The following is a 22,359-nucleotide window of genomic DNA, read 5'->3' on the forward strand; positions in this document are numbered from 1 at the left end:
GGTTTATGGGGGCAAAAAGCCATCGCTCCCGCACGGCTCTGCCGGTATAATGCGCGACCCGAATTGTTCCAGGTGTTCAAAATGCAGCCGGTTACCCACCTTTTCTCCTATCCCCGCTACTGGGCCGAGTGCTACGGCACGGCGCCCTTCCTGCCCATGTCCCGCGCGGAGATGGACAAGCTCGGCTGGGACAGCTGCGACATCGTCCTGGTGACCGGTGACGCCTACGTGGATCACCCGAGTTTCGGCATGGCGGTCATCGGCCGCATGCTGGAATCCCAGGGCTTTCGGGTCGGCATCATCGCCCAGCCGGACTGGTCATCCAAGGATGACTTCATGCGCCTGGGCAAGCCGAACCTCTTCTACGGGGTGACCGCGGGCAACATGGACTCCATGATCAACCGCTACACCTCAGACAAGAAGCTGCGCCACGACGACGCTTACACTCCCGGGGATGTGGGCGGCAAGCGGCCCGATCGCGCCACCCTGGTCTACACCCAGCGCTGCAAGGAGGCCTTCAAGGAGGTCCCTGTGGTCATCGGTGGCATAGAGGCATCGTTGCGTCGCATCGCTCACTACGACTACTGGTCCGAGACCATACGTCGCTCCATCCTGCTGGACGCCAAGGCCGACATCCTGATCTACGGCAACGCCGAGCGTCCGCTGATCGAGGTGGCGCACCGCATCGCCAACGGCGAGACCATGGAGACCATGCAGGACATCCGTGGCACCGCGGTGATCCGCAAGGAGCCGCTGCCCGAGTGGCGCGGGGTGGATTCGAGCAAGCTGGATCAGATCGGCCGCATCGACCCCATCATGAACCCCTACATGGAAGGGGCGCCCTGCTCCGACGACGCCACCGAGGTGGCACCGGCGGCGCAAGAGGCCAAGCCGGTGCTGGTGCAGCCGCCCAAGCAGAAGCCATGGGAGAAAACCTATGTGAAGCTGCCGGCGTTCGAGCGGGTGAAGGAAGACAAGGTACTCTACGCCCATGCGTCGCGAATCCTGCACCACGAGACCAACCCGGGCTGTGCCCGCGCGCTCTCCCAGGCTCACGGCGATCGCATCGTCTGGGTCAACCCGCCCGCCTTCCCGCTGGAAACCGACGAGATGGACGGGGTGTTCGGCCTGCCGTACCAGCGGGTACCGCACCCGGCCTATGGCAAGGAGAAGATCCCGGCCTACGAGATGATCAAGACCTCGGTCAACATCATGCGCGGCTGCTTCGGCGGCTGCTCCTTCTGCTCCATCACCGAGCACGAGGGGCGCATCATCCAGAGCCGCTCGGAAGAGTCGATCATCAAAGAGATCGAAGAGATCCGCGACAAGGTGCCGGGCTTTACCGGCGTCATCTCGGATCTCGGCGGCCCCACCGCCAACATGTACAAGCTGCGCTGCAAGAGCCCGAGGGCCGAGCAGACCTGCCGCCGCGCCTCCTGCGTCTGGCCGACCATCTGCCCGCACATGGACACCGACCATACCCCGACCATCGATCTCTATCGCAAGGCGCGGGATGTGAAGGGCATCAAGAAGATTTTGATCGCCTCCGGGGTGCGCTACGACATCGCGGTGGAAGATCCCCGCTACATCAAGGAGCTGGCCAAGTACCACGTCGGCGGCTACCTGAAGATTGCCCCCGAGCACACCGAGGAGGGGCCGCTCTCCAAGATGATGAAGCCGGGCATGGGCAGCTACTACCAGTTCAAGGAGCTGTTCGACAAGTATTCGAAAGAGGCGGGCAAGCAGCAGTACCTGATCCCCTACTTCATCTCGGCCCACCCGGGCACCACGGATGAGGACATGGTGAACATGGCGCTCTGGGTCAAGACCAACCGCTTCAAGCTGGATCAGGTGCAGAACTTCTACCCGTCGCCGCTCGCGAACGCCACCACCATGTATTACACCGAGAAAAACCCGCTCAACAAGGTGAGCCGCCAGGGCGGGGACGTGTTCGTGGTCAAGGGCGAGCGCCGTCGCCGCCTGCACAAGGCGCTGCTGCGCTACCACGATCCGGCCGGCTGGCCCATGATCCGCGAAGCGCTGCTCGAGATGGGCAAGGGCCACCTGATCGGCAACGGCCCCGACTGCCTGGTGCCGCCGGAAGGGCGTGGTGAGGTCAAGGCCGAGCGCAGTATCAACAAGGGGCTGAAACCGGCCCTGACGCGCCATAGCAATATCGTGCATCAGCGTGGTAATGGCGTGGGCAAGGCTGCTACCGGTAAAGGCGTTCCTGCAGGCAAAGGCGTTGGCGCACAGGGCGCATCGGCTGCCGCGCCGCAAGGCAAGCAGGGGGCTCGTAGCGAAGGCGCATCGGTTAACAACGGTGGCGCCAACAAGGGCGGCCATGCCGGTGCCAAGGCGGGCAATGGCAAACCCGCAGGCGTGGCTCAGGGCAAAGGCGCTGGCGCCAATGGCAAGCCAGCCTCCCAAGGCAAACCGGCTGCACAGGGTAAAGCCACCCATAAGGGCAAGGCCCCCAGCCGCGCTGGCACCGTCAATCCGGGCGCCAAACCGGCAGCCCAGGGTGGCAAGCCTGCCGCCAAAGGTAACGCGGCCAAGCGACCAGCGCGTTGATATTTCCTTGATGGGAAAGCGATAGAAATAAAAAGGGCGACCAGATGGTCGCCCTTAGTTTTATGGGGTTGAAGCGCGAGGCTCGCCCTGCGAATGTCACTCTTATTGCAAATCTGTGCTCAGGCTGGGGGCACCGAAGTTCACCAGGGTGGCATGGGAATGTTCGAAGTACTGTGACCAGAAGTCACCGAGTGCATCCATGGTCTTGCCGGAACGATAGGCGTGTTTCACCGAGTCGGTAACCAGTCCGGCGCCCGTGATATAGACGCGAGCGCCTTGCAGATCGGCAAACAGTCCTTTGCTCTTGGCCTGCTTGAGCTCGTCACCGACATTGAGCTGCTTGATCTTGTTGGTGGCATAGAAGCTGGTGTAATCGGAGTGTTCCAGCATGTCCGAAATGAGGAACACGACGCGATCGTTGACGCCTTGCTCGGCCTTCATATCGTCCCCCACCTTTCGCAGCGAGTTCATGATCTCGCTCTTGGGGATGTCTTGGCGGGCATCACGCAGCGCTTTCACGAACTGTTTGCCAAAGCCATTACGAAAGACTTTGGTCTGTGTCGCCAGGCAGGTGTCCAGACTGCGCAATTTGCGCATGTTGACATCGTCCCGGATCTCTCCTTCCAGCGGCATATCCAGTTGCCCCGCGTAGGCCAGACGAAGGTATTCGCCAGGCAGGAAAGCGGAGAAGGTATAGAGCTTGACGCGATCACCGGCCTGCACGAACCGTTCGATCTGGCCCCAGCTGCTGCGCTGCAGATCGTCGGGCATCGGAATGGTCTGATCGATGATGACCACCAGCTCGCGACCTGTCCCCGCGGGCTTGATGTCGGTCAGGCCATTGCGCTCATAGCAGCTCTGTATGTCGTTACGGTCGGCGGCTAACGCTGCACAAGGCAGCGTCAACGCCAGGAGTAGTACCTTGGTGATCTTCACGATTAGGCACTCTGCTTGGTGGGGAACAGGCCCAGGGTCTTGAGGGCCATCTGCTGTTCACGGATATCACGTAGCTGATCTTCGTTCACCCCCAGCGCGCGACTGGCCGCTGCCAGGCTCTCTTCGGGCAGGCCAGTGACATCATGGAAATCAGCGGCCTTGACGACAGTGCCGGTCTGGCCGGGGGCATCTGTGGTGGACGGGAGAGCCGCCTCTGCCTGAGCAACTGCCGGTTGCACGGCAGGCGCCGGCTCGGCTTGCACAGTCTGTGCTGCCTGAGGCGCCGCCTGAGGGGCGGGCTTGGGTGGCACAGTGCCCGCTTTGTACTCGATAAAGGCCAGGAAGTTACGATGGGCGGATTTCTCCCCTTCCAGCGCACCCAGCACACCTGAGTTGGTATGGTCACGGCTCGACAGCAGGGTCTGCAATCGGCGGAGTTTGTCATCGGCATGACTGGCAATGGCGGTGCGTTGCTGGTCCATCGCGTCCAGCATCTCCTCGGCGGTCGCGTATTCGTGAGTCAGACGCCAGGCAGTTTGTGAGTGAGTGCCGGCAAAGTAGTATTTGCTGGCAAGCCAGATGCTGATGCCCTGGATGGCGATGTAGATCAGCGACAGCATGACGTAGGTGGTCAGGCTGGCCTCACGGATGGCCTGCATCTTGTCGTCGATGGTGGCCTCTTCCGCCTCGCTGTTGATAGCCTGGGACTCCTCCGGCAGATCAAACGGCGAACCTATGCTGCTGTCATTCTGTGTCGTTGCCTCTGCACGCATGCTGTTAACCATCTCGGTCTCGATGCTGTCGAGGGTGGCTGAACGCACCACGAAGGCACCAACGGCCATGCAGGTAACAAATGAAGCACAGACAATCAGCCAGATAAACTTGCGGGTAACACCCGAGTTCACATCTTTCAGACGTGCTAGCAGTTGTTCATAGTCAGGTTTATCCGAGTCTGAGAAGGAGTCTTCCAGATTGATAGCCTTGTTTGCTTTGAGGGTACGAGAACGTTTTGAGGGCTCTTCTCCCTGCCACCAGTGGCGCGCTCGCGCGATCAGGCTGTTGTGATGCAAGGAGTGGCCGGCAACTTCAGCCAAGAACGCTGATGCGACGGCGAGCAACAGTGCCGTCGCTGCCGTCAGAAGGTGGCGGTCATTGGTTGACGCATCCATGTTCATCCAGCCTGCGAGCACGTAGGCAAACCCCATTGCCTCGACCAGCACTAGCATCAGCACCAGGGCAAGCACCCATGCCGGGCGTGGGGAACGACCAGCCTCACCAGCCTTGGCAAGGTAGTCGAGGGAGGCATTGTAGGCGCCCGGACCTTTTAAGTATTTCTTGTACTCGCGGTAGTACACGTTCGACAGGGTCACTTCATGATTGATCCAGCCATCTCCATCGACCGAGGCAGGCTTGCGTGCGAGGCGAGCAACTGTGCCGATCAGAGGCAGGCTGTGCCATACCCGGATCAGGAAGTAGGACACATTCTCCCAATGTCGCCACACCACAACGGCGCTCATGAGAAATGAAATAATGCCAACGGTCAGCATCTGGTTGGCGAGGATCAACGCTTTGAGCGCTGCCAAAGAAAAGTCTTCCACTAAGTTTCTCCGTTTTCTTATTTGGAATGGGTGGCGGGAATGGGCATGTACGAAGCCACATAAGCCTCGGAACCTGCCGGATAGAACAGGGCTCCCTGGCTGACTTTGGCGTTGCCTTTACTGAACACGAGATCCATGCAGGACACGGGTGCCTTGGGATCGCTGGTGAAGACGCGGTAAAGCACTTCACTCTCGCCCTCATAGGTGTTGGCCACCGCCTTGAGGGTTTGGGCCTTCTTCTTGTTTGAGGATTGGTAGCCCTGAACCACCTGCAGGATCGGCTGACGATCGACCTTGGCGTTATCCCGCAAGATGGAAACCGGAGAGACGGTCACCAGGTGGCCGTTGACGGTATTGGCCCAGACACGATTGTTGTAGCCGGGCATGTACTCCTTGGTGGCATGGTGTGCGAGGGGCTGGTCGTTTGCCATGCTCAGCACCTGGCCCGCACTGCGCGGCTTATCCGCCTCACAGCTCGACATCGGCATATCGCTCGCATAAGCACTGCTGATCAGCGCAAAGCCGCTCGCCTTGGGCTTGATGTTCTGGGCCATGTTCCACTGGTAGGCTCCGGCAGGTGTACCGCCGAAATCCACTGCAGCCTTGGCGTTGGGCGCAGCCTTGACCGTGTTGCTGTCAGGTGAGCTCTGTTTGGTTGTGGCTTGAAGAGGGGTGGTTTGCGACGTGGCCGCCACCTTGCTTGAAATGCTTGCGGACTGAGCAGCGGGTTTAGCCGCAGCCACACGAGGCTTGGCAGCATCGGAAGCGCCATAACGCAGATATCTGGTGTTGCCTTCTTCGGACTGAGCCCGCATCACCAGGGCATGCTCGTTCGCGAGTTCAACGATCTCGACCCGGCGATTCTGACCGCGCAGCAAGGGATCACTGTTGTCTGCGATAGGTCGCGAAGAGCCCGCTCCTTGATAATAAATGGAGGTGGCCGGGATCCCCGCTTTTACCAGGACCTTGCCGACGGCCCTGGCCCGTTGCTCGGACAGTTTCAGGTTAAGTTCTGCAGGGCCGGTCGCATCGCTATGACCTACGAGGAGAATGCGGCGCTCTTGACGCTCACTGGATGCCTCGGCTTGAGTGGCGGCAGGGGCTTTGGCATAAACCTGAGCCAGTTTGGTCACCACCCGTTGACCGCTTTCCGTCAGCTGGTCAGAACCAATGGCGAACATGCCGGAGTCGGGTATCTGGGCAACCAGACCCGCATTCTGAGGCACATTGGTCGCAACCGCGGGTTCGGCAAGGGTCAGCTGTTCGGTGGTGATCTTGAGATTCTCTTCCTTCGCGATACGGTCAAGCTCTTGTAGCCGGGACTGCCACGCATATCCTGCAGCACAGCCCAGTACGCCGCCGATGGCCAGCCCTGCGACAGCCCCTTTTTCCCCGTTAATTGCGTAACCCGCGGCCCCACCTGCGATCATGCCTGCGCCACACAGCACGGGCATACCATAATCTTTGCCGATGTCATTGACCGTCGATTTGAAATTCTGCATCTGTTGAGAGCTGCAGCCAACGGCAGCAATCAATACACAACTGAGGGGTGCAAGACGAAACGATTTATCCATAGCTATTCCTTGCCATTCTTATTTAATGCCGAGATTCAGGCATGCAAAAAATGCGCAGAGAAAGTGATCTCTCAATACGCGGTAGAATAATCGACGGTTATTGACATGAAAGGCATTAGTGGTGGATTTTTTGAATATCAACCCATAACGCTCTAATTCTCGTAAATAACGGTTTCCTGTGTGCCCTATTTGTCAGCAGAGGCAATCGCCCATGCCACTGAATAGGTATCGAATAGCCATGATAAGCCAAACGAGGCTGATCAAGCGAGCGCAAAAGTGATGCAACCATCAGAAAAACATCGTTTTTTAAAATATGTTACCAAGCGGTTTCTTTCTCGACGACAAAGGGGGCGAGTGGCTGTCAGGCTGTTTATGAGGGGGAGATCTGCCGTTGTGCCGTATTGGGTCGCGGCACGGCAAGATGGAGAATAGGAGATGGCACGTTACGTCATTATCACGATGGCATTGGCGAAAAAATATTCACCTACAGGATAAAACATGGCATTCATCGCAGTTGGTGAATTAATTCTAGAGAGGAGCTGCCGAACGCTGGCGGCATTGATATCTTGTGCTGCCGGATAATATTGATAAGGGGAGAGTCAGAACGGTTGCCTCTCTTGTGAATCCTTCACGAACACTTCAGCCGGCTTATCTGCATTAGGAGACATAGATGGCAGTTAAAGTCAGATCCAGAAGAGAGAAGATGGGAAGCGGGCTCGGGCTGGTGCTCGGGATCATAGCTTTCAACCTCATGGTGCCCCTGTTGTTTGAGAAGCAGGCGAACTTTGATTTCGACCAGCTGCTCTGGGCTGCATTCAGTGCCATGCTCTGCTCCGAGCTGGGTGCCCGAGTCGGCAAGTGGTTGGATGCCAGAGAGCAGGCCAAAGGGATGGGGAAAGAGCTCGAATAGAAAGCGCCGGATGTTACCCTGCGGCTATCGCACTCATGACAAGGAGTTCCCATGCGCATTGCCCTGATTGGCCTCGGTGATATCGCCCAGAAGGCCTATCTGCCGCTGCTCGCCAGCGACGAGCGAGTCACTCCGCTGCTCTGCACCCGCAACCCTGAAGTGCTGGACAAGCTGGCCCGCCAGTACCGGATCGCCGAGTGCTTTACCGAGGTGGATGCGCTGCTGGCGAGCCGCCCGGATGCCGTGATGATCCATGCCGCCACCGCCGTGCATGGCAGACTGGCGGAGCAGTGCCTGCGCGCCGGCATCCCCACCTTTGTCGACAAGCCGCTCTGTGACAGCGCCGCCGAGGTGGAGGCGCTGGGCAATCTGGCCGTGGCGAAGGATTGCCCGCTGTTCGTGGGTTTCAACCGCCGCTACCTGCCCGTGCTGTCGGCCGCTCGTCAGCAGCCGGTGACCGAGCTGCACTGGCAGAAGCACCGTCATGCCCTGCCCGGGTTGCCCCGTCAGTTCCTGTTCGATGACTTTATCCATGTGCTCGACAGCCTCTGCCACTATGGCGGCGCGCCCACCGCCCCCCTGCACGCCGTGCTCAGGCGCAGTAGCCAGCAACCCGAGCTGCTGGCCGGGGTGAGCGTGGCCTGGCAGAGCGGGCAGGCGGCGGTGAGCGGCAGCATGAACCGCAGCGCCGGCCTCACCGAGGAGCGCATCAGCCTCTATGGCGAGGATCTGTCGCTGCAGGTGGAGAACTGCACCCAGGGCACCCTCGCCCGTGGCAAGCAGCTGAGTGCCATTGCGGTGGATGACTGGCAGCCGGTGCTGGCGCGGCGCGGTTTCAATGCCATGCTGGCGCACTGGTATGCACAGATTGAGGCGGGCAAGGCCGATGGCGCCCTCATCGACAGCTATCTGCGCAGCCATCAACTGGCCGAGCAGCTGGTGACCCTGGCCGGGGAGTAACGCCCGGGTGGGGAGGGGATTTACGCTGGCATGGGCCACGGCTTGATGGGGCGCACTGGTCAGTGCGTCGCCATACCACTGTATAAGATGGTGCTTCCGCGCGCAGTCAGCGGGCCAGCCTGCGGCTGTGCGAGCCAAGCGGGGGCTTGTTTGCTATCTTGGCGCCCATGATCTGCCTTTAGAGCAACGATGGTTTCATGAGCATTATTTTGGGGATAGATCCGGGTTCGCGGATCACCGGCTACGGCGTGATCCGTATAGTCGCAGGCAAGGCGGAGTATCTGGGATCGGGCTGCATCCGCACCGACTTGGGCGAGCTGCCGTCACGCCTCAAGCAGGTGTATGACGGGGTGAGCGAGATCATCACCCAGTTCAAGCCAGACGAGTTTGCCATCGAGCGGGTGTTTATGGCCCGCAACGCCGATTCGGCCTTGAAGCTCGGTCAGGCCAGGGGCAGCGCCATAGTCGCGGCGGTCAACGCCCTGCTGCCGGTCAGCGAATATTCGGCGACCCAGATCAAGCTGGCGGTGGTGGGCACGGGCGGGGCGGCCAAGGAGCAGGTGCAGCACATGGTGACTCATCTGCTCAAGCTGTCGGCCACGCCCCAGGCGGATGCGGCGGATGCCCTCGGGGTGGCGCTCTGCCACTTCCATACCCGCCAGAGCCTGATCAAGATGGCGGGGCGGGTGACCGGCTCGGTGACCGGCTCGGTGCGCGGCCGCTATCGCTGAGCGCCGGCCCGGCAAAACGTTTCGCCGCTGTTGATTAAATCAGCACTGTTGCCGCAGCCTGTCGCAGGCTCCGGTCGGACCAGTGCGGTTCGTAGCGCGTGATAATGACAATCCTCTTAATTAATCAATAACTTGTGATGTTAGTCACATTTCATAGACAAAATGGGCTCACTTCATCTTCTTGATTCACACTCCCATAATGTGGCGCCTGTTTAATGACAGTGTCCGCATGAGCCCCGGCTCATATTTCATCATCATGGGAGATTATTAGCGTGAAACCATATGCAGCTGAGTTTATGGGCACCTTCTGGCTGGTGCTGGGGGGTTGTGGCAGTGCGGTGCTGGCGGCGGCATTCCCCAATGTAGGAATAGGTCTGCTCGGGGTTTCCCTGGCGTTTGGTCTGACCGTGTTGACCATGGCCTTCGCCATCGGCCACATCTCAGGTTGCCACCTGAACCCGGCCGTGACCGTGGGCCTGTGGGCCGGTGGTCGTTTCCCTGCCTCCGGTGTGCTGCCCTATATCGTGGCTCAGGTGCTGGGCGGGATAGCGGCGGGTGCCGTGCTCTATGTGATCGCCAGCGGTCAGGCCGGCTTCGATGTGACTGCCGGCTTTGCCTCCAACGGCTATGGCGAGCATTCACCGGGTGGTTACAGCCTGCTGGCGGCCCTGGTGTGTGAAGTGGTGATGACAGGCTTCTTCCTGTTCGTGATCATGGGCGCCACCGACAGCCGCGCGCCAGCCGGTTTCGCACCGATCGCCATCGGTCTGTGCCTGACCCTGATCCACCTCATCAGCATTCCGGTGACCAACACCTCGGTCAACCCGGCGCGCAGCACAGGTGTCGCCTTGTTTGTGGGTGACTGGGCCGTCAGCCAGCTGTGGCTGTTCTGGGTTGCCCCCATCGTCGGCGGCATCCTGGGTGCTCTGGCCTATCGCATGGTGGCGACCGAGCAGAAATAAGTTCGCGCAACATGCCGCTCTAGAACACGCCTTCGGGCGTGTTTTTTGTTTTATGGGGTTGTGGGTTTTACAGGCCCCTAGCTACTTGGCAGCGCCTTGTGGCGCCGGTGTGGCAGTGGCACCTGCGCCACCACATGGGAGCGGGTCTCGGCATAGGGCGGGATAATGTGGGCTTTACAGGCCCCGGGCGCTTAGCAGCTCCTTGTAGCGCCTGTGTAGCAGCTGTACCCGCTCCACCATATGGGGGCGGGTCTCAGTATCGGGGATAGTGGGGGAATGTTGATGCTTTACAGGCCCCGGGCGCTCAGCATATCCCGGTAGCGCTGGTGCAGCAGTTTGACTCGCTCCACGTAGGCGCGAGTCTCCGCATAGGGCGGGATGCCGCCGTGCTTCTGCACCGCACCGGCCCCGGCGTTGTAGGCGGCGGTGGCCAAAGAGATGTTGCCGTCATACTGCTTGAGCAAGCCCGCCAGGTACTTCACCCCGCCGAAGATGTTCTGCTCCGCCAGCAGGGCGTTGCCCACCCCGAGCTCGCGGGCGGTGGCTGGCATCAGCTGGGTCAGCCCCATGGCGCCCTTGCGGGAGACGGCCAGCGGGTTGAAGGCAGATTCGGCGTGGATAAGCGCGCGGATGAGGGCGGGATCGACGCTGTAGGTCTTGGCCGCCGCCTTGATGGTGCTGGCATAGTCATAGAGGAAGAGGCCTGTGGTGCGCCAGTTGACCTTGGAAGCGGGATCGCAGGCGTAGCAGTCGTTGAACAGCAGCAGCTCGTAGTGACCCTGATCGGGCATGATGTCGGAGTAGCGGATCACGCCGTTCTTCTGCACCGACTTGTAGACCTGGATCTGGCGGGAGGCCGGCACTGGGGCCGCGGCCACGACCGTTGGCGTTGCTACGATCGCTGGCGCTGCCACGGGCGGTGCGGGAGGCGTCACGGTGGGCACTGAGGGCGGTGCCTCGGCAGCCAGGATCACCACCTCGGCCGGCGGCGGTATCTGGCTCCAGACGGACAGGGGAAACAGTGGGATGGCTCCCAGCAACATCCATGCTTTCAACGGCTTGCTCCTTAAGCCTCGGTAGCCCCGTTGAGTAAAGCATCAGGGGCGAGGCAGAACAAGCCCGGCGAGGCGCCGGGCCGCAATAAAAGCGGGAACCACGAAGGCCGCACACAGGCGGCCTTCGCTCAGGGCGTCAGCTCGCTCACTCCTGCAGCCAGAGCCGGGCGCTGCGCGCCGGGATGGCGACCCGCACCCACTGGCTCTGCACATTGAGGATGGCCGCCTGCTCGAGCACGTCTCTATAGGTGCGATACCAGTCCAGCTCGAACTTGGCGGTATCGAGCCAATACTCCTGCTCGTAGTCGCACTTGTTGATGCCGACCAGCCCCTGCTTGCCACGCTTGAACAGCACGAAGCAGTCGCCGCTGCCGAGCAGATAGGCATAGGCCAGTCTCTCGTCGGTCTGGTTCAGGATCTGGTAGCGAAAACCGTCGTTGGTTGGAATATCGTGGGTGATGGCCGGTTGCGCGGCAGGCACCCGACTCAGGCCGCGGCACTACTGGGCTGCGACGAGGTGTCACCCAGGTTGGCGCGGTCCAAAAGCTGCGCAAGGGAAGCCATTTGTTGGGCCTGGCCAAAATGATGCATTGCCAATAAATGTTTGCTTTTCAAGCTTCTTATTTTAAATCAGTATCTTGAGAGCGTTTCTGTGGCATAGATGCGTAAAACGGGTAGGATGGATCCATCAGCATCTTACCGGCATCTAGGATAAGTGCAGCGCCGGACGCCAATGTTCGGCTGGCTACTAAAGTTACAGTGCGTGATATCAATAACAGCGTTTTTTTGTGACGCCAAGGCGTGTTATCTTGGTTGTGGTCTGACCTGTCAGGTCGGCCGGGCACGGATGATGAATGGAAAAGAGAGGGCCGCTGGGCCAAGGGTGAAATGGGTGTGACAAGCAGGCGGGCAATGGAGTTCAGTTTCGAAGAGTACTGCGATGCGGATCTCTCCCTGATCAGGGACTATTACGAGACGACATTCTCCCACTATGTGCCGGATCTGGCCGAGCGGATCTTCGTGGTGCGCGATGCCCACTGGCTGGTGGGCGCCGTGCGCCTGCGCGACGAGCAGGATTACTATCACCTGTGCGGTTTCAGGCTGTTGCCGCACTACCAGTCCCTGGGCCTGGGTTCCCGCCTGTTGCAGCGGGCCTGTCACGATCTGCTGGACAAGCCGGTGGTCTGCCACGCCCTGCCATTCGAGAAACCCTTCTACCTCAAGGCGGGCTTCGCCCATCTGCCCCTGCACGAGCTGGGCGGGCCGCTCCATACCCTGTATCACCAGCAGCGCGAGCAGGGTTACCAGATCGATCTGCTGGTGCGCCAGGCCAATACTCCGGCTTACAACTGAACGCTTACTGGGGCTTGGTCAGCAGGTGGATCTTGCCAGGTGACAGCTCCAGCCCCACAAGATTTTCCTTGAGCCAGAGCTGATTGGGATCCTTGGCGTCGAGCCGATAAACGGGTTGAGTCTCCAGCCGCTTCTCCATGCTCTGCAGCAGCATCCTGAGCATGAAACCGAACTTCTGCTCGGCCTCTGCCGGCTCCAGCTTGTAGTCGATCAGCTTCATGTTATCGAGAAACAGTGCGCTCTGGGCCTTGTCGTAGCGCGGTCTCGCCTCGTAGGTCATGTTCAGCAGCGCGTCGTACTGGGTCTGGTCCGGCAGGGAGATCTTCAGCTTGCCCTTGCCAAACACCCGGGCGGTATCCGGGCTCTGGCGCCCGATCTGGACATCGCTCTGCTCGAGCTGAACATGGGCCTTGATGATGCCGGGCAATTCCAGCTGTTTGTCGACTTGCACCTGGGATTGCAGGTACTGGTTTATCTGCTGCTCATTGATGTCATATGAGCCTTGACCTAACATGGCCAGGCTCAGCAGCACAGATTGCAGGATCATGCTAACGACCTGATAGAATGGGTTTGTGCTACAGCATACCATTCTGATCCCCCGGGATCTGCCCACGTCATCCGTTCATTGCACCAAGGAATCGCCTTGCTCGACGGTTTGGAATACGACATCCAGTTGCTGTTTTCCCGCTTCCTCGGCTGGCTGCTGCTGCTGTTTCACACCGTGATAGTGGCGGGGATCTCGCTGCGAGTGGTGATGAAACGGCGCCCCATCGGGGTCTCCCTCGCCTGGCTGTCGCTCATCTATGCCATCCCGTTCGCCGGGGTCGGCTTCTATGTGCTGTTTGGCGAGATAAGGCTCGGTCGCAAGCGGGCCGAACGTGCCCAGGCCATGTACCGTCCCTATGCTATCTGGATCCGCCAGCTGGCCCGCCTCTTCCCCCAGCACTGCTGCGAGGTGGGCAGCAAGGCGCGGCCGCTGCACGATCTGATCCAGGGGCGGTTGGCCATGCCCATGCTCTCCGGCAACCGGATGACGCTGCTGCACAAGCCACAGAGCATCTTGCAGGAGATAGTGCGCGACATCCGTCAATCCTCCCAATCCTGCTATCTGGAGTTCTACATCTGGCATCCCGGCGGGGACGCCGACACAGTGTGCGAGGCGCTGATCGAGGTGGCGCAACGCGGCGTGGATTGTCGCGTGTTGCTCGATTCCATCGGCAGCAAGACCTTCTTCCGCTCCGCCTGGCCGCGGCAACTGCGCAAGGCCGGGGTCAAGCTGGTGGAGGTGCTGCCGGTCGGTGCCTGGCGCATCCCGTTCCAGCGCCAGGATCTGCGCATGCACCGCAAGCTGGTGGTGATCGATGACAGGGTCGGCTACACCGGCTCCATGAACATGGTGGACCCCCGCTTCTTCAAGCAGGACGCGGGCGTGGGCCAGTGGGTCGACATCATGATCCGGGTGCAGGGGCCCGTGGTGCCGCTGATGTGGTCCACCTTCGTCTGGGACTGGGAGATGGAGACGGGTGAGCGCCTGCTCGACAGCCTGCAGCACGAGCCAGAAGCCTGGCCGCAGACCAACTACCGGGCCCAGCTCATCCCCTCAGGCCCCTTCGTCGGCGGCGACTGCATCCAGCAGAGCCTGCTGCTGGCCATCTACCAGGCGCGCCACCATCTGGTGCTGACCACCCCCTATTTCGTGCCCGATGATCCGCTGGCGGCGGCGCTCTCCTCGGCGGCGGCCCGCGGCGTGCTGGTGCAGCTGGTGCTGCCCCATCGCAACGACTCCCTGATGGCAAACCACGCCAGCAACTCCTTCATGGAAGATCTGCTGGCGGCCGGGGTCGAGATCTATCGCTACGATGCCGGCTTGCTGCACACCAAGAGCGTGCTGGTGGATGACGACTTCGCCCTGGTGGGGACGGTCAACCTCGATCGGCGCAGCCTCTGGCTCAACTTCGAAGTGACCCTGCTCATCGACAACCCGGCGTTCGTGGCCGAGATGAATCAGCTGGTGCAGGGCTACATGCTGGAGGCGACCCCCATGTCGCTGGTCAAGTGGCGGGCCCGCCCCTGGTACAAGAAATTGCTGGAGAACATCTTCTACATGTTCAGCCCCCTGCTTTGACGCAGGCCAGTGGCTCGTGTCCTGGTGGCTGACGCGTCGCTTACCGCTGCAGATAGCGGCAGGCGAGGGGCCTGATCGGTCCGCTTAGCCCCTTGTTATGACACAAGATAATAAGCCTCGACCCGGCATGGGGCTTGCCTCATCGCACCTCTGCCCCGTAGAGTGCGCCAATGAGCCTTTGGAGATGACATCAAGATGAAGAAGAGAGTGGCGCTGGCCGTCGGTGCGGCATTGGTGGTGGGCGGGCTGGGTGCCTGCTGGTACACGGGAAATAGCTTCGACCAGACCCTGGCCGAGCAGATCATCAAGGTCAAACAGGAGAGCGGCATCGAGCTGAGCTGGATCCCGTCCAGCCAGAATCTGTTTAGCCGCGACGGCGTGCTCAAGGTGGTGGTGACGCCGCAGACCTTGGCCAGCTTCGATCCCCAGCTGGCAGGGAGCGAGCCCATCGAGGTGCAGCTCAGCTTCAACAACCGCATCCTGCCGCTCTATATTAAGAGCCATCTGCTGCTCGATACCGCCCAAGGCACCCTGGCGCCGGTCTTCACCGCGCTCGGCATGCAGCAGTGGCAAGTCGGCATGGAATCGGCAAGCAGCCTCTGGACCATGGGCAACAGCGCCCGCTTCTGGGCCAATGACTTCAAGCTCAAGGACGGGGGCAGCGAGTTAAGCTTCCTGCCCATGACCGGTACCTACAGCGGCGATCTGGAGGGCAATGGCCATGTGGTCTTCCAGTGGCAAGGGATGACGCTGCATGAGGCACAGGGCAAGCTGGACATGGTGCTGGCGGATCTCAAGGGCAGCGCCGATCTGGCCGAGATCAGCGGGATCTGGCTCTCCCCCCGCAGCGACGCAACCCTGTCTGCCTTCTCCCTGACCCTGCCGGAGAGCGTCAGGGTCTCCCTGCAGGGGATGAGCACGACCACCCAGCTGGTGGGGGACGATGCCCAGACGCTCTCCAGCCGTTATCAGATGAAAGTGGCGACCCTCAATCTGGAGAATGAGAGCGACACCCTGGCGCTGACGCAGGGCAACCTGAACCTGGAGCTGAAGGGGCTGGATCTGGAAGGCTACCAGGCCTTGCAGGAGGTCAGCGGCCAGCGGGTGGATGAGGTGGCCATCCAGCAGGCCCTGGACAAGATGCTGCAACGCGGCGCCACGCTGCAGCTGACGGATCTCAGCGCCCAGCTCAATGGTGAACCCGTCAGCCTGCAGGGGGAGGTCAAGCTGGCACCGACCTCGCTGGAGCAGTTGGTAGGCAGCGAGGAGGGGATGCAGGCCCTGTCCGGTCTGCTCCATGCCAAACTCGGCGACCAGCTGGGCAAGGCCGTCCCGCAGCTGGCACCCATGCTGGCGCAGTTTACCGCCCAGGGTTATCTGAAGGCGGAGCCTGAACAGCTCAGTGCCGAGCTGAAGCTCGACAAGGGCGTGGCCACCATCAACGGCCTGGCGCTGCACGAATGACATCCTGCTAATTAAAAAGGCTCCTTGTGGAGCCTTTTTTGTTGGGTGTTCGGTGCGCCGCGGCTTACTTGAACACCACCGTCTTGTTGCCGTAGACGAACACGCGCTCGTTCAGCACCAGCTCCAGCGCCCGGCTCAGCACGGATTTCTCCACATCCCGGCCGGCCTTGGCCATGTCGTCGGCGCTGAAGGCATGGCCGACGTGGATCACGTCCTGCTCTATGATGGGACCTTCATCCAGATCGTCGGTGACGAAGTGGGCGGTGGCACCGATCAGCTTGACCCCGCGATCGAATGCCTGGCGATAGGGGCGGGCCCCGATGAAGGCGGGCAGGAAGGAGTGATGGATGTTGATGAGCTTGCGCGGATAGGCCTCCACGAAGCTCGGGGTCAGCACCCGCATGTACTTGGCCAGGATCACGTAATCCGGCTGATAGCCGTCGATGATGGCGCGCACCTGCTCTTCGTGCTCGGTGCGGCTCAGATCCTCGTGGCTCACGGCATGGAACGGGATTTCGAACTTGCCCGTCAACTCGGCGAGGGTGTCGTAGTTGCCGATCACCGCCACTATGTCCATGTCCAGCGCACCGGCGTAATTCTTCATCAGGATGTCGCCGAGGCAGTGGGTCTCCTTGGTCACCAGGATGACGATCCGCTTCTTGCCCGCCTTGACCAGGCGGCGCTGGGCGCCCGCCGGCAGGGCGTCGTCGAGATCCGCCAGCAGGGTCTCATCGTTGAAGCGGCCTTCCAGCTCGGTGCGCATGAAGAAACGACCGTTCTCGTGGTCCACGAACTCGTCGTTCTTGTTGATGTTGAGCTGGTGCTTGTAGCAGATGTTGGTGATCTTGGCGATGAGGCCCTTGGCGTCGGGGCAATCCGTCAGCAGTATTTTCTTTTCCATCTCTGTCATGATTCCGTTTGTGGTGTTGGCGCCCGAGTCTGCGCGGGCTGCGCGTTTTTTCAGGCACTATGCCATAAACAAAATCAGAAAGGACAGCGCGCCGTGCGCCGTCAGATCAAGTCGATACCAGCGGGGCCCATATTTATCCTTGATGGGTTTTGCGCTGGTATCCCAGGTTTTTTTTCTTTAGGCTATCGGTGCTTATTCTCAGGGCGGGGTGAAATTCCCCACCGGCGGTATCCCGATCTGACTCGGGGAGCCCGCGAGCGCCCGACCTTGGTGTAGAACCGGGGCCGGGGTCAGCAGATCCGGTGAGATGCCGGAGCCGACGGTCACAGTCCGGATGAAAGAGGATAAGACAGAGTTTGCCAGTCTGGCCCTCCTAGGGCTGGCTGCCGCATACCTACTTCTGTCTGCCTTTCCATGCCCTGATTCTGGTCCTTGTCTTATTTAGGAGTCTTACCATGAATCAGTCTCTACTCAGTGAATTTGGTGATCCCATTACCCGTGTCGAAATGGCGCTGGCCGCATTGCGTGCCGGCCGTGGCGTGCTGGTGGCCGATGATGAAGATCGCGAGAACGAAGGGGATCTCATCTTCGCCGCGCAAACCATGACCAACGAACAGATGGCCATGATGATCCGCGAATGCTCCGGCATCGTCTGCCTCTGCCTGACCGATGAGCGGGTACGCCAGCTCGAGCTGCCGATGATGGTGGAGGCGAACTCCAGCCATTATCAGACCGCCTTCACCGTCACCATAGAAGCGGCCCAGGGCGTTACCACCGGGGTCTCCGCCGCCGATCGCATCACCACCATCCGGGCCGCCATCGCCGACGGCGCCCAGCCATCGGATCTGCACCGTCCCGGTCACGTCTTCCCGTTGCGGGCTCGCACCGGTGGCGTGCTGACCCGGCGTGGTCACACCGAAGCCACGGTCGATCTGATGCAGCTGGCTGGACTCAAACCGTACGGGGTGCTGTGCGAACTGACCAAGCTGGATGGCTCCATGGCCAGGCTGCCCGATCTGGTGGAATTTGGTCGCCAGCATCAGATGCCGGTGTTGACCATCGAAGATTTGGTGCAATACCGTCAATTATTGGCAGAACGTTCAGCCTGAGCTTCATACGAAATTGTAATAAGTACATTTTTTGGTTACGCTTGGTGCGAACCTCATCCAGAGCACTCGTTTTTGACTTAAGTTTGCACAAAAAGTGTACGTTTAAAAAAAAATGAGAGTTTTAATGCATTTATCTGTGGTGGGGCCTATCCAAACTCGTATTTATTTGTGCCATAATCACGCCGCTTGCTAAACGTCTGGCGAGTTAAAGGGAGCTTTAAAAATGAAAAAATTGTTGTTGGTAGGTGTTGTTGGTCTGTCTGCCCTGCTGGGCGGTTGTGCGAACACCAGCGAACTGGAAACCTCCGTTCAGAATCTGTCTAACAAAGTTGACCAACTGGCTCAAGATGTTAGCGCAGTTCGTGCTGATCAATCCAAGATGGCTGCTGATATCGCAACTGCTAATCAAGAAGCTGCGCGTGCTAACCAGCGCATCGACAACATGGCTACTTCCTACAAGAAGTAATCCATGCGAAAAAATGGCGCATTTTAATGCGCCATTTTTTTTTGCCTGAAATTTGTCATTTCCCTTATTACCGCACTTCCTGCCTGAACAAGGCAATGCCGATTGCTCGGCATCCCCTGATTTCTTCATCGATCAATAAAGCAGGCTATAGAGCTTGCGACGATAACTCTGCGCCGCCGGATGGGCACCCATGGTGGTCAGGATATCGAGATAGATCTTCTTGGCATCGCCAAACGCCATATCGCGTCTGAGAATGGTAAACAGCAGCGCCAATGCCTCCTCCTGCCGGCCGACCTGGCTGTACTGTACCGCCAGCTCCTGGGTGAGGGTCGCATCGTCCGGGTTCTCTGCGTGACGAAGCTCCAGCGCGCGCAGCTCGGGGCTGTCGGCGGCTTGCAGTGCCAGCGCCAGTCGGGAGCTCAGGGTCTGATAATGATCGTCCTGCGCCACCATGGGGATGGTCGCGAGCAGCGCCTGTGCCTCATCCAGCAGATTCAGATCCAGCGCGGCCTGCACCAGCCACAGGCTGATGTCGTGTCGGCTCGGCGCCAGCTGATGGGCCTTGGTGAGGTGGGCGTGCGCTGCATCGGGCAGTTCTTCGGCAAGTGCCTGCTGGCCCTGTTCGAGTAGCAACTCCTCTTCCTTGGGGGCAAAGGCGGCGAAGTATTGGCGCAGGGTCGCTTCGTCCTGCGGGCCTTCCAGGATGGCCTGCTCGTCCGGGCGGCCCTGATGGAACAGCACCAGGGCGGGCAGGGCGCGCAGACCGAGCTGGCTGGCCAGCGGCTGCAGCTGGGGATCATTCATGTCGACCATGGCCAGGGTGACCTGGGGATTGGCCGGGCCGACCAGGCTCTCCACCAGCGGGGTCATGCCCTGGCATTCGGGCATCTGGGGAGCGTGGAAATAGATGACGACCGGCTTCTTCATGGACGCATCGATCAGTTCGGCGTGAAAGTTCTGGGGATTGATGTCGACGATCATGAGGCTGACTCTCGAAAAATGGTGTGAGTTAACATGGGGTCTAGGGGGGTGGATTTCAAGCGCTCGTCCAGCAGGTAGCCATTGACGTTGCGGGTCGGGGCGGCGAGGCAGAGCCAGCCGCCGTCGAGCGGCCAGTCTTGCACCTGATAGGTGTGGGCATCGAGCCGATTATCCAGCCGCCACCCCTCCTCGGGCACAAAACACAGCTTGTCGAGTCCGGCGGCGATGCCATCCCCCTGGGCCTTCAGTACCGCCTCCTTGCGTGACCAGAGCCGATAGAAGGCCGATTCCTGCGCCTGCGCAGGCAGGGAGAGCAGCCATGCGTATTCACTGGCTGCATAGAAGCGTCTGGCCAGCGGCAGGATCTGGCGGCGGCGCAGTCCCATCTCGACATCCACCCCGAGCGGTCCCTCCTGGCAGAGTGCCAGCACCAGCCAGTCGCCGCTGTGGCTGAGGTTGAACTGCCAACTCTCGTCGCACAAGACGGGTTTGCCGTGAGGGCCGGTACAAAACACCAGTTCATCGGCAGGGCAGTGGAGTCGCTCGGCCAGCAGACGGCGGAGCAGCACCCGGCCCAGCAGGTACTCCTGCCGGCGGTTTGGCTGCTGGATAGAGTGCCAGAGCTGATGTTCTTCCCGGGAGAGTTCATGGGGCAGCGTATTCAGCTGCTCGGCACAGATCTGAGCCGGTTTTAACAAATAGAGATCCGCTGAGATCATAATTTTTCACTTAAAAAAGGGGGTGAAGCAGCGATAAAAATCAGTTTTAACTGGCCCTGATGGCCACTTTCGCGATTGTATATTGTTTGGGCATGATCACATTAATTATGAAAAATAATGCATTTCCTTGCGAAAATGTGATGTCGATAGGGATTTTCACTTGCCTCGATAGAATTCTTGGATATAGTCGGGTGCTGTTGCCTTATAAATTGCCCTCTACGGCCGTATTTTAACAATGTTTACTCTTTTGCGGGGATAAAGGATTGCGCCACCTGATGCTACTGCTGGTCGCGCTCGGAATGGTGGGTTGTGCCTCGGCACCCCAGACCGAGGTCGCGAGCAAGATCGAAGTTTCCATGATGGAACCCGTGGTTGAACCGGAAGCTTCGCAGACACCCGATGTAAACGAAATCCTGACCGTATATAAAGAGTGGCGTGGTGTTCCCTACCGCATGGGCGGGAGCAGTCAACGCGGTATCGATTGTTCTGCCTTCGCCCGTGAAGTGTTCCGCAATGCGGTCGGCATCGAGCTGCCACGGGATACTCGCTCCCAGGTACACGAAGGGACCCGGGTAGCCAAACGGGATCTGATGGAAGGGGATCTGGTCTTCTTCAAGATCAGCAAGCGTCTGAACCACGTGGGCATCTATGTCGGCAACGGTGAATTCATCCATGCCTCCACCCGGGCCGGGGTCACCCGCTCCAGACTGGACAACGCTTACTGGCGCGGCAAATTCTGGCAGGCACGCCGGATCGAGATCTGAGTCAGGCTGGACAAACGGCTCGCAGTACGGACTGTTTTTCCAACCTCACTTGAACCGGGCTCAGGCAGCCCGGTTTTTTATGGCCGTCGTTTAGACTTTCCGGGGCCGACTCTCTATAGTGTGGCCCCCCGTTCCTCGGCAGACTCAGCATGAAGACCCACTCCGATCGCAAATCCGGCTTGCATCCGCGCAACCGCCATCAGGCGCCCTACGACTTCGACGCGCTCTGTCAGCGCACGCCAGAGCTGTTGCCCTTCGTATTCATCAATGAGCACGGCACCCGCACCCTGGATTTCGCCGATCCTGCCGCCGTCAAGGCGCTGAACCGCGCCCTGCTGGCGCTGCACTATGGCATCAAGCATTGGGATCTGCCGCCGGGCTACCTCTGCCCCCCCATCCCGGGGCGGGTGGATTATCTGCACCGGGTGGCGGATCTGCTGGCCGAGAGCGCGGGCCAGGTGCCGACGGGCAAGGGGGTGCGGGTGCTGGACATTGGCGTGGGGGCGAACTGCATCTATCCACTGCTGGGGGCCCGTGAATATGGCTGGCGCTTCGTGGGCTCGGATATAGACCCGGTGTCGGTCAAGGCGGCGACCCTGCTGGCGGGCAGCAATGGCCTGGCGGGGCAGATCGAATGCCGCCATCAGGCCAACCCCAAACACATCTTTCGTGGCATTGTCGGCCCGAAGGAGCGCTTCGCCCTGACGCTTTGCAACCCGCCGTTTCACGCGTCGCTGGCCGAGGCGAGCAAGGGCACGGAGCGCAAGCTGCGCAATCTCGGGAAGGCGGTGACGGGGGCGCCACTGCTCAACTTCGGTGGTCAGAAGGCCGAACTCTGGTGTGAGGGGGGCGAGGCGGCGTTTCTGGCGGGCATGGTAGACCAGAGCAAGGAGTTCGCCACCCAGTGCCTCTGGTTCAGCTCGCTGGTGTCGAAGAAAGAGAACCTGCCTGCCGCCAAGAAGGCATTGGCCCAGGCCGGGGCACGCCAGGTGCGGGTGCTCGACATGGCCCAGGGCAACAAGGTGAGCCGGATCCTGGCATGGAGCTTCCTGGAGGCCGAGGCTCATGGTCACTGGTGGTCTGCCGGGAAAAAATGATCGAGAAACGGGGCTCTGATGGCAGAAACAGGTCGAGCAGAGCCCTTTTCGGATTCGCTCTGCTCTCGTGA

The 22,359-nt window shown here is 60.2% G+C and carries 20 protein-coding genes, 1 pseudogene and 1 riboswitch; of the genes and pseudogenes, 12 read left to right on the top strand and 9 right to left on the bottom strand.

Annotated features, from left to right (window positions below; genetic code table 11):
• Positions 1-81: 81 nt before the first annotated feature.
• Positions 82-2,574 (top strand): YgiQ family radical SAM protein, encoded by a 2,493-nt coding sequence (locus AACW18_RS10325; protein WP_218388577.1) that lies wholly within the window; start codon positions 82-84, stop codon positions 2,572-2,574.
• Between the two features lie 102 nt (positions 2,575-2,676).
• On the opposite strand, the gene AACW18_RS10330 is transcribed toward AACW18_RS10325, so the two are convergent.
• The 3 genes from AACW18_RS10330 to AACW18_RS10340 are packed head-to-tail and all read right to left on the bottom strand — an operon-like array spanning position 2,677 to position 6,682.
• On the bottom strand, positions 2,677-3,510 hold the full coding sequence (locus tag AACW18_RS10330; RefSeq protein WP_218388578.1) for a hypothetical protein: 834 nt from the start codon (positions 3,508-3,510) through the stop codon (positions 2,677-2,679).
• A 2-nt stretch (positions 3,511-3,512) separates the two neighbouring features.
• Entirely contained in the window at positions 3,513-5,108 is a 1,596-nt protein-coding gene (locus tag AACW18_RS10335) for a hypothetical protein (RefSeq protein ID WP_033132184.1), read from the bottom strand.
• A 17-nt stretch (positions 5,109-5,125) separates the two neighbouring features.
• Positions 5,126-6,682, bottom strand: a complete 1,557-nt coding sequence (locus AACW18_RS10340) for an OmpA family protein (protein ID WP_218388579.1) — start codon at positions 6,680-6,682, stop codon at positions 5,126-5,128.
• A 670-nt stretch (positions 6,683-7,352) separates the two neighbouring features.
• Between AACW18_RS10340 and AACW18_RS10345 the strand changes: the two genes are divergently transcribed.
• The 4 genes from AACW18_RS10345 (at position 7,353) to aqpZ (ending at position 10,245) form a co-directional block, all read left to right on the top strand.
• Positions 7,353-7,592: a hypothetical protein gene (locus AACW18_RS10345; RefSeq protein ID WP_218388580.1), complete on the top strand. Its 240-nt coding sequence runs from the start codon at positions 7,353-7,355 to the stop codon at positions 7,590-7,592.
• Positions 7,593-7,643: 51 nt separating this feature from the next.
• Positions 7,644-8,552 (top strand): Gfo/Idh/MocA family protein, encoded by a 909-nt coding sequence (locus tag AACW18_RS10350; RefSeq protein ID WP_218388581.1) that lies wholly within the window; start codon positions 7,644-7,646, stop codon positions 8,550-8,552.
• A gap of 197 nt (positions 8,553-8,749) precedes the next feature.
• Entirely contained in the window at positions 8,750-9,283 is a 534-nt protein-coding gene (gene ruvC, locus AACW18_RS10355; protein ID WP_218388582.1) for a crossover junction endodeoxyribonuclease RuvC, read from the top strand.
• Positions 9,284-9,555: 272 nt separating this feature from the next.
• Positions 9,556-10,245 (top strand): aquaporin Z, encoded by a 690-nt coding sequence (aqpZ, locus tag AACW18_RS10360; protein WP_042653962.1) that lies wholly within the window; start codon positions 9,556-9,558, stop codon positions 10,243-10,245.
• A 287-nt stretch (positions 10,246-10,532) separates the two neighbouring features.
• Here aqpZ and AACW18_RS10365 read toward each other — a convergent pair whose 3' ends face one another.
• Both AACW18_RS10365 and AACW18_RS10370 read right to left on the bottom strand, forming a co-directional pair.
• The gene (locus AACW18_RS10365; RefSeq protein ID WP_218388694.1) at positions 10,533-11,288 is read right to left on the bottom strand and encodes a lytic transglycosylase domain-containing protein; all 756 of its coding nucleotides are present in this window, start codon (positions 11,286-11,288) and stop codon (positions 10,533-10,535) included.
• A 157-nt stretch (positions 11,289-11,445) separates the two neighbouring features.
• Positions 11,446-11,763: pseudogene (locus tag AACW18_RS10370) on the bottom strand (alpha-amylase); the annotation flags it as partial.
• 449 nt (positions 11,764-12,212) lie between these two features.
• Here AACW18_RS10370 and AACW18_RS10375 point away from each other — a divergent pair.
• Entirely contained in the window at positions 12,213-12,653 is a 441-nt protein-coding gene (locus AACW18_RS10375) for a GNAT family N-acetyltransferase (RefSeq protein WP_042653959.1), read from the top strand.
• Between the two features lie 4 nt (positions 12,654-12,657).
• On the opposite strand, the gene AACW18_RS10380 is transcribed toward AACW18_RS10375, so the two are convergent.
• A complete protein-coding gene (locus AACW18_RS10380; RefSeq protein WP_042653958.1) occupies positions 12,658-13,200 on the bottom strand; it encodes a DUF1439 domain-containing protein in 543 nt (180 codons plus the stop codon).
• Positions 13,201-13,296: 96 nt separating this feature from the next.
• Here AACW18_RS10380 and cls point away from each other — a divergent pair, with 96 nt between their 5' ends.
• Both cls and AACW18_RS10390 read left to right on the top strand, forming a co-directional pair.
• Positions 13,297-14,778, top strand: coding sequence for a cardiolipin synthase (gene cls, locus AACW18_RS10385; protein ID WP_042653957.1), 1,482 nt, complete (start codon positions 13,297-13,299; stop codon positions 14,776-14,778).
• A 195-nt stretch (positions 14,779-14,973) separates the two neighbouring features.
• Positions 14,974-16,242 (top strand): DUF945 family protein, encoded by a 1,269-nt coding sequence (locus AACW18_RS10390; protein WP_218388583.1) that lies wholly within the window; start codon positions 14,974-14,976, stop codon positions 16,240-16,242.
• 64 nt (positions 16,243-16,306) lie between these two features.
• Here the strand turns inward: AACW18_RS10390 and purU are convergent, their stop codons facing one another.
• A complete protein-coding gene (gene purU / locus AACW18_RS10395) occupies positions 16,307-17,143 on the bottom strand; it encodes a formyltetrahydrofolate deformylase (RefSeq protein WP_042653955.1) in 837 nt (278 codons plus the stop codon).
• A gap of 199 nt (positions 17,144-17,342) precedes the next feature.
• A riboswitch (FMN riboswitch) is annotated at positions 17,343-17,502 on the top strand.
• 105 nt (positions 17,503-17,607) lie between these two features.
• On the opposite strand from purU, the gene ribB reads away from it, so the two are divergent.
• Together ribB and AACW18_RS10405 are read left to right on the top strand one after the other, a co-directional pair.
• A complete protein-coding gene (gene ribB / locus AACW18_RS10400; protein WP_042653954.1) occupies positions 17,608-18,261 on the top strand; it encodes a 3,4-dihydroxy-2-butanone-4-phosphate synthase in 654 nt (217 codons plus the stop codon).
• Between the two features lie 223 nt (positions 18,262-18,484).
• Entirely contained in the window at positions 18,485-18,727 is a 243-nt protein-coding gene (locus AACW18_RS10405) for an Lpp/OprI family alanine-zipper lipoprotein (protein WP_042653953.1), read from the top strand.
• Positions 18,728-18,859: 132 nt separating this feature from the next.
• Here the strand turns inward: AACW18_RS10405 and AACW18_RS10410 are convergent, their stop codons facing one another.
• A complete protein-coding gene (locus AACW18_RS10410) occupies positions 18,860-19,708 on the bottom strand; it encodes a tetratricopeptide repeat protein (protein WP_218388584.1) in 849 nt (282 codons plus the stop codon).
• Positions 19,705-20,427: a 4'-phosphopantetheinyl transferase family protein gene (locus AACW18_RS10415; RefSeq protein ID WP_218388585.1), complete on the bottom strand. Its 723-nt coding sequence runs from the start codon at positions 20,425-20,427 to the stop codon at positions 19,705-19,707. The genes AACW18_RS10410 and AACW18_RS10415 overlap by 4 nt, the downstream gene beginning before the upstream one ends.
• A gap of 275 nt (positions 20,428-20,702) precedes the next feature.
• Between AACW18_RS10415 and AACW18_RS10420 the strand changes: the two genes are divergently transcribed.
• Both AACW18_RS10420 and rlmF read left to right on the top strand, forming a co-directional pair.
• Positions 20,703-21,191, top strand: coding sequence for a C40 family peptidase (locus AACW18_RS10420; protein WP_042653950.1), 489 nt, complete (start codon positions 20,703-20,705; stop codon positions 21,189-21,191).
• 149 nt (positions 21,192-21,340) lie between these two features.
• The gene (rlmF, locus tag AACW18_RS10425) at positions 21,341-22,288 is read left to right on the top strand and encodes a 23S rRNA (adenine(1618)-N(6))-methyltransferase RlmF (RefSeq protein WP_218388586.1); all 948 of its coding nucleotides are present in this window, start codon (positions 21,341-21,343) and stop codon (positions 22,286-22,288) included.
• The last annotated feature ends 71 nt before the right edge of the window (positions 22,289-22,359 follow it).

The organism is Aeromonas sp. sia0103, assembly GCF_963895295.1.
Classification (GTDB): Bacteria; Pseudomonadota; Gammaproteobacteria; order Enterobacterales; family Aeromonadaceae; genus Aeromonas; species Aeromonas encheleia.

What these genes read in the sequence shown, in the direction of transcription:
- AACW18_RS10365 (WP_218388694.1), bottom strand. Translation starts at nt 11,288, where the DNA reads ATGTTGCTGGGAGCCATCCCACTGTTTCCCCTGTCCGTCTGGAGCCAG.
- AACW18_RS10390 (WP_218388583.1), top strand. Translation starts at nt 14,974, where the DNA reads ATGAAGAAGAGAGTGGCGCTGGCCGTCGGTGCGGCATTGGTGGTGGGC.
- AACW18_RS10345 (WP_218388580.1), top strand. Translation starts at nt 7,353, where the DNA reads ATGGCAGTTAAAGTCAGATCCAGAAGAGAGAAGATGGGAAGCGGGCTC.
- AACW18_RS10420 (WP_042653950.1), top strand. Translation starts at nt 20,703, where the DNA reads ATGCTACTGCTGGTCGCGCTCGGAATGGTGGGTTGTGCCTCGGCACCC.
- AACW18_RS10340 (WP_218388579.1), bottom strand. Translation starts at nt 6,682, where the DNA reads ATGGATAAATCGTTTCGTCTTGCACCCCTCAGTTGTGTATTGATTGCT.
- AACW18_RS10380 (WP_042653958.1), bottom strand. Translation starts at nt 13,200, where the DNA reads ATGATCCTGCAATCTGTGCTGCTGAGCCTGGCCATGTTAGGTCAAGGC.
- AACW18_RS10325 (WP_218388577.1), top strand. Translation starts at nt 82, where the DNA reads ATGCAGCCGGTTACCCACCTTTTCTCCTATCCCCGCTACTGGGCCGAG.
- rlmF (WP_218388586.1), top strand. Translation starts at nt 21,341, where the DNA reads ATGAAGACCCACTCCGATCGCAAATCCGGCTTGCATCCGCGCAACCGC.
- AACW18_RS10375 (WP_042653959.1), top strand. Translation starts at nt 12,213, where the DNA reads ATGGAGTTCAGTTTCGAAGAGTACTGCGATGCGGATCTCTCCCTGATC.
- AACW18_RS10415 (WP_218388585.1), bottom strand. Translation starts at nt 20,427, where the DNA reads ATGATCTCAGCGGATCTCTATTTGTTAAAACCGGCTCAGATCTGTGCC.
- ruvC (WP_218388582.1), top strand. Translation starts at nt 8,750, where the DNA reads ATGAGCATTATTTTGGGGATAGATCCGGGTTCGCGGATCACCGGCTAC.
- AACW18_RS10405 (WP_042653953.1), top strand. Translation starts at nt 18,485, where the DNA reads ATGAAAAAATTGTTGTTGGTAGGTGTTGTTGGTCTGTCTGCCCTGCTG.
- purU (WP_042653955.1), bottom strand. Translation starts at nt 17,143, where the DNA reads ATGGAAAAGAAAATACTGCTGACGGATTGCCCCGACGCCAAGGGCCTC.
- ribB (WP_042653954.1), top strand. Translation starts at nt 17,608, where the DNA reads ATGAATCAGTCTCTACTCAGTGAATTTGGTGATCCCATTACCCGTGTC.
- AACW18_RS10410 (WP_218388584.1), bottom strand. Translation starts at nt 19,708, where the DNA reads ATGATCGTCGACATCAATCCCCAGAACTTTCACGCCGAACTGATCGAT.
- AACW18_RS10350 (WP_218388581.1), top strand. Translation starts at nt 7,644, where the DNA reads ATGCGCATTGCCCTGATTGGCCTCGGTGATATCGCCCAGAAGGCCTAT.